Source organism: Enterobacter cloacae complex sp. OE43NF, from assembly GCF_023544405.1.
GTDB classification, from domain to species: Bacteria; Pseudomonadota; Gammaproteobacteria; order Enterobacterales; family Enterobacteriaceae; genus Enterobacter; species Enterobacter cloacae.
The window spans coordinates 117,274-127,915 of the sequence record NZ_JAMJFW010000007.1 but is presented as its reverse complement, the minus strand read 5'-3'; the positions used below and the strand labels follow the sequence as shown (position 1 = coordinate 127,915).

The following is a 10,642-nucleotide window of genomic DNA, read 5'->3' as shown; positions in this document are numbered from 1 at the left end:
CCACCACGGAAGGCACTCAGGTTACGCTGAGCCATTCCTCTATCGTTGAGCTTAAGGTAGAGCGAGCCAATGTCGCTGACTTCGCCCGCAACGGTAACGATCTGGTGATCACGCTACACTCCGGCGAGGTGATTACCGTTAAAAATTTCTTCGTCACCGATGCGCAAGGGGCGAGCCAGCTGGTTCTGCAGGACAGTGAGGGAGCGCTGTGGTGGATTCAGGACCCCGCCGGGGCGGCCACCTATGAATCTATTGCCTCCACTGACGTCCTGCTTGCCGCATCCGGAAGTGATGCAGGCGGCGCGGCCATCTGGCCCTGGGTACTGGGTGGCATTGTCGCCGCGGGTGGCATCGCGGCGGCGGCAAGCACCGGCGGTGGCGGCGGTGGGGATGACGATGATGACAACGGCAGCAACCCCGGCACGCCGACAAACCCTTCCGATCCGGATACCACTCCGCCGAATGCGCCGTCCGGCCTGCAGTTCTCGCCGGATGGTAAAACCGTCTCCGGTACCGCCGAACCGGGCAGTACCATCACGCTGAAAGACGCCGACGGCAACGTCATCGGCACCGGTAAAACCGGCAGCGACGGTAAATTCACCATCGACCTGGGGACGCCGCTGACTAACGGCGAACAAATTACCGCCACCGCGACGGATTCCTCCGGGAATACCAGCCCGGGCACGACCATAACCGCCCCGGACACCACCGCGCCGGATGCCCCGGACATCCTGCTGGTAAATGACGATGCCGGCGACAAAGCGGGACCGCTGGAAAACGGCCAGCGCACCGATGATGCCCGCCCGACCTTCAGCGGTATCGGCGAGCCAGGCAGCACCATCACTCTCTACGATAACGGCAAGCAGATTGGCACCACCACGGTGGATGCTAAAGGTAGCTGGAGCTTTACCCCCACCACCGATCTCGCCAACGGCAGCCACACCATTACCACAACCGCGACCGATGCGGCAGGCAATACCAGCCCGGCATCCGCTGCCGTCAGTTTTGTTGTCGATACGGTTGCGCCCGGCGCGCCCACCATTAGCAGCGCAACGGACGATATTGATCCCGGCAAAGGAACGGTAAGCAGCGGAGGCAGCACTAACGATCCGCGTCCTCAACTCTCGGGCACCGCCGAACCAGGCTCCACCGTAACCATCTATGACGGCTCTGTCGCTATTGGCACGGCGGTCACCGGCAGCAACGGCACGTGGACCTTCACGCCATCGGTCAATCTGGGTGAAAGCACCCACCAGTTCACCGTTCGGGCAACCGATGCCGCTGGCAACACCGGACCCGCCTCTCCGGTATTCACCCTCACCGTGGATCTCACCCCTCCGGCAACGCCCACGGCGATTGTACTGAGCGATGAGACCGGGGCCATTAAAGGCGCAATTACCGCAGGCCAGTTCACCGACTCCTCTGAACCACTGCTGGCGGGACGGGGAGAGCCTGGCGGCACAATCCAGGTCTATGACAATGGTGTGCTGATTGGGCAAACCACCGTGCTGCCAAACGGCACCTGGAGTCTCAGGCCAGACAACCCACTCGCGGAAGGCCCGCACTCGATCACCATTAAACAAACCGATGCGGCGGGCAACCAGAGCGCAGAATCGCAGCCAGTAAACTTTACCGTCGATACCACGCCACCGGCGCTGCCCGTTATTGCCATTAACCCGGTGGGAACCCAGGTTACCGGCACCGCCGAGCCAGGCAGCAAAATCGTCATCACCAACAGCAACGGCGACGTGATTGGCCGCGCCACCACTGACGGCAACGGTAACTTTGTTGCGACCCTTTCGCCTGCACAAACAAACGGCGAGCAGCTTTCGGTGGTAGCCACTGACGCGGCGGGCAACCAGAGTCCGGCGGCGTCCCTCACCGCACCGGACACAACACCCGATATCCTCTCTGTGGTGGATGATCAACCCGGCGTCACAGGCCCCATCAGCCAGAATGGGATCACCAATGACCGCACCCCTACCCTGAACGGCACGGCGGAGCCAGGCTCGACCATCACCATCCATAGCGGCGGCGACGTCCTCGGCACGGTCGTTGTTCCATCATCTGGCCAGTGGACCTTTACGCCATCCACCCCGCTGGCCGAAGGTGCCCATGTACTGACGGCGACATCAAGCAACGGTAACGTTTCAAACGCCTGGACCATTACTATTGACGGAACGGCGCCTGATGCGCCCGCCATCACCCAGCTTGTCGATAATGTCCCTGGAGGCACCGGCCCGGTGGGTGCCAACGACACCACCAATGACGCAACGCCGACGCTCAACGGTACCGGTGAACCCGGCTCAACGATCACCATCCGTCTGGATGGCGTCGATATTGGCACCGCGGTGGTCGGTAGCAGCGGCGCGTGGACCTTTACGCCCACCACGCCGGTTGGCGACGGCACGCATACCCTGACCGCGATCGCCACCGACGTCGCCGGTAACACCAGCCCGGTATCCGGTGGATTTACCTTTACCGTTGATACCACCCCACCGCCGGTCGCGACGCTGGCAACCGTCACCGACGACGCCGGAGACGTTAAAGGCCCGCTCAGCAGCGGCGATACCACGGATGACACCCAGCCGTTACTTCAGGGGAGCGCCCCGGATGGCACGGTCATCACCGTGTATGACGGCACCACGCTGCTCGGTACCGCAACGCTCGACGGCAGCGGCGGCTGGAGCTTTACCCCTACCACGCCGCTCACCGACGGCCCGCATTCGCTGACGATCCATGCCACAGATGCCGCCGGGAATACCTCGATTTCGGATCCGTTCGAGCTGGTGATTGATACCGTCGCACCGGCCACACCGGACACGCCAGCCATCACCGTAAACCCGGATGGCTCAGCACCCACGTCGCTGAACCCGGGGGAAACCACCCGTGATACCACGCCGACGCTGAGCGGTACCGGTAATCCGGGCGATACGGTGACGATTTACAACGGCACCGACAAAATCGGTGACGCCGTGGTGGACGGCGACGGCAACTGGAGCTGGACGCCATCCACCGACCTGCCCAACGGCACCTATGACATTACCCTGACCGTCACCAACAAGGACGGCGCGGGCAACGAAAGCGCCCCGTCCCAGCCGGTGACTATCACCATCGACACCGACGCGCCTGCCGCGCCAGCGGTCCCGGTCATTACCGACAGCGTCAGCCAGATAACCGGCCCGGTTGCCGATGGCGAAACCACCAACGATCCGCGTCCGGTACTGAGTGGCACCGGCACGCCAAATGATGTGATTACCATTTACGACAGCGTTGATGGCGGCACGCCAGCCGCCGTGGGTACCGTCACGGTAGACGGCAACGGCAACTGGAGCTGGCGTCCTGAAAGCGCCATTGACGAGGGCAGCCACGAATTTACCGCTACCGCCACCGACGAGGCGGGTAACGTCTCTGCCCCTTCTACGGGGATCACCATCACCGTCGATACCCTCGCACCGGATACCCCGGTGATTGGCGCCATCGCCGGTGAGCCGAATGGCGGTGTTACTACTGATACCACACCAACCGTCGGTGGAACCGGTGTGACGGGTGAAACGGTAATCGTCTACAACAATGGCGTCGAGCTTGGACGCGTGGTTGTGGCTAACGGCGAATGGTCATTTACCCTGCCCACGCAGACGGATGGCCCGCTGAACATCACCGTTGCGGCAGTCGACGCTGCGGGTAACGTCAGCGCACTCAGCCCGGTCTTTACCGTCACCGTCGATACCACTGCACCTGAGATCCCGCTGATCAACAGCGTTGAAGACAGCCAGCTCACCAACGGGACGCTCTATACCCGCGACGGTACGCCAACCCTCAACGGTACCGGCGAGCCGGGCTCCACCGTGATTGTTAGCGTGGACGGTACGCCATCCACAGTCCAGGTCACCGTCCAGCCGGACGGTACCTGGAGCTGGACCGCCGACACCACACTGGCGGAAGGCCCACACAGCTTCACCGTCTCGTCGGTCGACCCGGCAGGTAACGCTTCCGGAGACTCTGCACCGCTTGCCGTCACGGTGGATACCGTGCTTCCGGCAGCGCCGGACAATATCAGCGTGGCCGCACAGGGGACGCCGCTATCGTTACAGACGCCAGCGGTAACGTGATCGGTACCGGGGTGGTCTCCGGCGGCAACTTCTCCGTGGCGCTCAGCCCGGCCCAGCAGGACGGCGCAGCGCTGACCATCACCGCCACGGATGCCGCAGGTAATCTCAGCCCTGAAGCCTCCTATACCGTCACTGGTACGCTGCCGAATCTCCCGGACGTGCCCGTCATTACGGTCATCAACGACGATACGGCCCCGGTTACGGGCGATGTGAAAGACAAAACCACCAACGACACCACGCCGACCCTTGTCGGGACAGCAGAGCCAGGCAGCATAATCACTGTCTATCAGGATGGCGTGCAGGTTCTGCTGCCAACCGTAACCGCCGATGCAAACGGCAACTGGAGCTATACGCCAGCTCAGCCGCTGGGTGAAGGAGCGCACACCTTTGAGGTCACCGCCACGCTGAATGGCGAAACCAGCGGACGTTCGCCGGTGGCGACCGTCACTGTTGATCTCACCGCCCCTGACGCGCCTGCCATTGGCGCAGTTATTGATGATGTCAGCCCGGGCACCGGTCCACTCACGGACGGGCAGACCACCAATGACAACCGCCCAACCCTGACCGGTAGCGGCACGGCTGGCGATACCATATCCATTTACAGCAACGGCACCCTGCTGGGCACCACCGTGGTCGGCCAGACGGGTAACTGGAGCTTCACGCCATCCGCGCTGGCGGAGGGCAATAACGTCCTGACCATCCGTGAGACCGATCCGGCGGGCAACCAGAGTGCGCCATCGGCAGGCTTCACCATCGTGGTTGACACCAGCTCCACCACCCCGGTGATTGTTAACGTCACTGATGATGTCGGTAACACCGCCACGACCGTGGTCAGCGGCAATACCACCAACGACGCAACGCCTACCCTCTCCGGTACGGCGGAAGCGAACAGCGTGGTGACGATCTTTGATGGCAATACGCAGATTGGCATCGTCACGGCGGACGGTACCGGCGCGTGGAGCTTTACGCCTGAGACCGCCCTCATCGAAGGGTCACACAGCTTCACCGTCAAGGCCACCGATCCGCAGGGTAACGTTAGCCTGTCGTCAAACGCCTGGAGCGTGGTGGTTGACCTGACGGCGCCAACGGTCCCCGTGCTGGAAACCGTCAGCGACAACGTGGCGGGCGGGATTGTCGGTAATCTCACCACCGGCCAGGTCACCAATGACACCACGCCAACGCTCAGCGGGACAGGCGCTGTCGGCAGTACCATCCACATCCTGAACAATGGCGTGGAGATCGGTACCGCACCGGTAGACAGCAACGGCAACTGGAGCTTTACCCCTGATCCGGCGCTGGGAGATGGCAGCTATAACATTCGCATCAACGCCAGCGATGCCGCCGGTAACGTCTCAGCCAACTCGCCGGTCTTCGTCTTCACGGTTGATACCGCAGGTCCTTCCGCGCCGGTGGTCACCAGCGTGATTGACGATGTCGGTCCGGTCACCGGGACGCTCACCAGCGGCAACAGCACCAACGACACAAAACCCACCTTCAACGGCACGGGCGAAGTCGGTTCCACGGTGCACATTATTGTTGATGGCAGCGAGATTGGCACCGCGGTCGTCAATGCTCAGGGGAACTGGACCTTCACCCCGGGTACCGCGCTCACCGAAGGGCCACATGCCATCACCTTCAACGCCACAGATGCGGCAGGCAATACCGGCAGCACGTCGGCACCGATTAACCTGACGGTGGATACCTCCGCACCGACAGCGCCGTCCATTTTGACCGCGAGCGATAACGTGGGCAGCGTTCAGACACCGCTCTCCTCCGGGCAGAGCACGGACGACACCACCCCAACCCTTAGCGGCACAGCCGCGGCCAACGCGACCATCACTGTCTATCAGGACGGGCAGCAGGTCGGCACCGCCCAGGCTGACGGCAGCGGCGCGTGGAGCTTTACCCCGTCCACAGCGCTGGCGAATGGTAGCCACACCTGGTCCGTCACGGCCACCGATGCGGCGGGCAACGTCAGCCCCGCATCGCCTGACTTTACGCTGGTGGTGGATACCACTGCGCCTAACGCGCCGGTTATCAGCCAGGCGGTTGATGACGTGGGCACGATCACCGGCCCTGTCAGCTCCGGACAAAGCACCGACGACACCATTCCGCGTCTCGTCGGTACCAGCGAGCCGTTTGCCACGGTGAACATTTATGAAGGTACGACGCTGGTGGGCACCGGTACCGCGGATGCCAGCGGAAACTGGAGCATTCTGCTGACCACCACGCTGGCAACCGGTCCACATAGCTTTACGGCTCAGGCGACGGATGCGGCAGGTAACACCAGCGCGCCGTCAGCAACCTTCAACCTGACCATCGACACCACGCCGCCTGCGCAGCCGGTGCTTAGCAGCATTGTGGATGACGTCGGGAATGCCGCCACGCCTGTCGCCAATGGCGGATTGACCAACGACGCGCAGCCAACCCTCACCGGTACGGCGGAAGCGGGCGCGACGGTGAAAATCTTCGATAACGGCGTGCAGATTGGCAGCGTTGTCGCCACCGGCGGTAACTGGAGCTTTACGCCATCCCCGGCGCTCAGCGATGGTCAGCACAGCCTGACGTTTACCGCCACCGATGCGGCGGGCAACGCCAGCGCACCCACCAGCGGGTATGTGATCAACGTGGATGCCACCGCGCCAGCCGCGCCGGTCATCAGCGCGATTGTAGACGACGTTGGCAGCGTTACCGGGCCGGTGACGGGTAATAACCCGACCAACGACACCCGACCAGCGTTGAGCGGTACCGCCGAAGCCAATGCGACGGTGCGTATCTACGACGGTAGCACGCTGGTTGGCACGGTCACCGCCGATGCCAACGGCAACTGGACGCTGGCGCAAACCACCACCACGCTGACGGAAGGTTCGCACAGCTTCACCGCCACCGCCACCGATGCCGCGGGCAATACCAGCGCGCCATCAACCGTGACCACAATCCTGGTTGACCTGACGGCACCGGGCGCACCGACCAGCCTGCAGGTGATCGCTAACGGAACCCAGGTCACCGGTACCGCGGAAGCGGGCAGCACCGTCACCATCACCAGCGGTAACGGTACGGTGCTCGGTACCGCGACGGCAGACGGTAACGGCAACTTTAGCGCTACCCTCACCACGGCGCAGACCAACGGTGAAGCCCTGCTGGTCTACGCGACCGATAAGGCCGGTAACGCTGGCGTAAGCGCCTCGGTGGTTGCGCCATCAACCAACATTCCAAACGCACCGGTTATCGCCAACATTGACGATAACGTCGGTAGCGTTACCGGAGGGCTGACCAACGGTAAAACCACCGATGACACCACGCCAACCCTGAGCGGCACCGCACAGCCGAACGCCACCGTCACGCTGTATAACAACGGCGTGTCGATGGGTACGGTAGTGGCGGATGCCAGCGGTAACTGGAGTTTTACGACCCCGGCATTAAGCGAGGGATCACACGCCTTTACCGCCACGGCAACCAACTCAGCCGGCACCAGCCCGATCTCGCTCTCGACAACCGTTATCGTCGACGTGACGGCGCCAAACGCGCCTGCCGGGACCTTTAACGCTGACGGCAGCGTATTGACCGGTACGGCGGAAGCGGGCAGCACCGTCACCATCCGCCTCGCGGACGGCTCAACGGTGACCACCACCGCAGACAGCAATGGCGCCTACAGCTACACCTTCCTCAACAAGCAGACCGAAGGCCAGACGCTGCAGATCACGGCCACCGATGCGGCGGGTAACACCTCGCAGCCGGGCTCGGTCCTTGCGCCGGTGGTGCCGCTCTCTGCCAGCAATAACGTTGAAGAGCTGGATCTCAGTACCACCGCCACCGTCACCAACAGCCAGTACAGCGACTATGGCTTCCTGCTGGTGGGCGCCGTAGGCAACGTGCTGACCCTGCTGGGCAACGATACAGCCCAGGTTGAGTTCAACGTGGGCAGCGGCGGCAGTGCGGATATTGTGGTCAATGCCAACGCCACGGGGGCGGTGCTTTCGCTGCTCAACACCCTGGAGCTGGTGGTGCAGCGTTTCGATACCGTCAACAACACCTGGACCACCGTCGTGGATACCGGACAACCGCAGTTCGCCGACCTGCTGACCCTTGGGGCCACCGGCGTGTCGCTGAACCTGACCGGGCTCGCTGATGGCCAGTATCGCGTGCTGAGCTACAACACCAACCTGCTGGCAACCGGCTCGTACACCAGCCTGGATGTGGCGGTGAAAGAGACCAGCGCCGGGACCGTAACGGGCGACACCAGCCTGGACGGTAACGTGATCCTGGATACCGATCCTACCGCAGGCAGCGATAACGCTCCGGCAGGTACGACCGTCTCCGCCGTGACCAACGCGCTGGGGGTCACCACCAGCGTTAACGCCGACGGCACGGTGATTCAGGGGCAGTACGGTACGCTGACCATTAACCGCGACGGCAGCTACACCTACAACCTCACCGATACCAGTGCCGCGGTGATTGGCCGCACGGAGAGCTTCACCTACACCATTACCCATAACGGTGTCAGCGCGTCGGCGAACCTTGTGCTGTCGCTCGGTTCGGGCAGCGTGGCGAATGGCATTGTCGCCGTAGACGACGCGGCTTCCCTGACCTTCGACACCACCGTCCAGGCCATCGATAACGGCACATCGTCGCAAAGCGGCTTTACCCTGGTGGGGATCAATCTCGGCAACACGCTGGGGCTGAACCTGCTGGACGATATGACCAACCCGATCATCTACACCGTGGAGGAAGGTACAACCCGCACCATGACGATTCAGGCCTCCGTGGGGGGCGTAGCCCTGGCATCGGTGTTCGACCTGTACGTCTATAAGTTCAACAACGCGACCCAGACCTTCGAGCAGATGCGCGTTGAGCCGGGCTGGCTGCGTGCGCCGCTGCTGGGCGGCACCTCCTCGCAGCTGACGCTGAACCTGCCTGCCGGGGAGTATCTGTTCCTGCTCAATACGGCGGCAGGGATCACCGCGCTGACGGCCTACACCCTGAGCGTGCTGCAGGATCATGTCTACAGCGTCTCCAGCATCGGGGAGAGCACCACGGGGGATGTGCTGGCGAACGATCCGGTGCCGGATGGCACGGTGGTGACGGAAGTGAACGGTGTGGCGGTTAACAGCAGTGGAACAACCGACATTCAGGGAGAATACGGCACGCTGACCATTGATTCGTCCGGCCAGTACACCTACACCCTGAATAGCGGCGTGGGTGCGGACCATATCAGCACGCCAGACACCTTCGTCTATACCATTACGGCACCAAACGGCGCGAAAGATACGGGCTCGCTCAACATTACCCCAACCGCGCGGGCAATGGATGCGGTGAACGATGTCAGCACCGAGATGAGTGTCACGTCGGTACACCATACCTCGGCTTACTCTGACACCACCGTCGGCAGCGCCAGCTGGACCACCTCGTTGCTAGGTACCACCACGGGCAGCGGAAGCGGGACCTTTGTGGTGGATCCGAACACCGCCCTGCATAGCGCGTCGCTGCACTTTGACGTCGCGTCGCTGCTGGCGCTGGGCGGGCTGACGGTGAACTGGACGATCAGTGATGCCAACGGTGTTATCCGCACCGGCTCCTTCAGCGGCGGCTCGCTGCTGGGCGGCAGTATCGACGTGCCCCTGACCGGGCTGGATCTGAACGCCGGGACCTATACGCTGAGCTATACCGGCAGCGTACCGGGGCTGAGCGTGGGCAATATCACCATCACCCCGAGCGTGAACGGTACCACCTACTCGCTGACCCAGTTCGACTCCACCAGCGGCCACACCGTTGACGGCAATATCTTCGACGGTACGGATTCCGCCGGGGCGATGGATCAGCTGCAGTCGGTCGATACCCGCGTGACCATTACCGGCTTCGACGGCACCACCACCACGCTGGATCCTTACACCGGCAGCACGCTGGTCAACGTCACGGGTCATTACGGCACGCTGTCGATTGGCGCAGACGGCCACTACACCTACACCCTCAACAGCGGGGTGTCGCTCTCAACCATCACGTCGAAGGAGGTCTTCAACTACACCCTCACCGATGCCAACGGCAATACGGACACTGCCACGCTGACCATCAATATGGCGCCGCAGTTCGTCAGTTCTGAGCATAACGATGTCATTACCGGCACCGCGTACGGCGATACGCTGATTTATCAGGTGCTGAACAGCACCGCAGGCAACGCCACCGCGGGTAACGTCAGCAGTACCGCCGGCGATCACTGGACCAACTTCTCGCTGGCCCAGGGAGACAAAATTGACATCGGCGATCTGCTGGTGGGCTGGAACGGCAGTGCGTCAACGCTCGGTAATTACCTGCATGTGACGAACAGCAATGGCAGTACCGTGATCGCCATCGACCGTGACGGTACAGGAAGCACCTATACCAATACCACGCTCGTGACGCTTGATAACGTCCAGACCACCTACGACGAGTTAGTTAACCAGCAACACATCGTGACCTGATAGCACCTGTAGTACCTGACCCGGGCGCACTGCGCCCGGGCATAAACAATAAAGCTGTACTTATTTTTTATTAGG

2 protein-coding genes are annotated in these 10,642 nt (G+C 62.4%); both read left to right on the top strand.

Features of this window, described 5'->3' with window-relative positions:
- Window positions 1-4,112, top strand: a 4,112-nt coding sequence (locus tag M8370_RS23590) for an Ig-like domain-containing protein (RefSeq protein ID WP_409244290.1), incomplete at its 5' end; no start/stop codon positions are given.
- Entirely contained in the window at window positions 4,109-10,567 is a 6,459-nt protein-coding gene (locus tag M8370_RS23585) for a BapA/Bap/LapF family large adhesin (protein ID WP_502799546.1), read from the top strand. The genes M8370_RS23590 and M8370_RS23585, both read left to right, overlap by 4 nt.
- The last annotated feature ends 75 nt before the right edge of the window (window positions 10,568-10,642 follow it).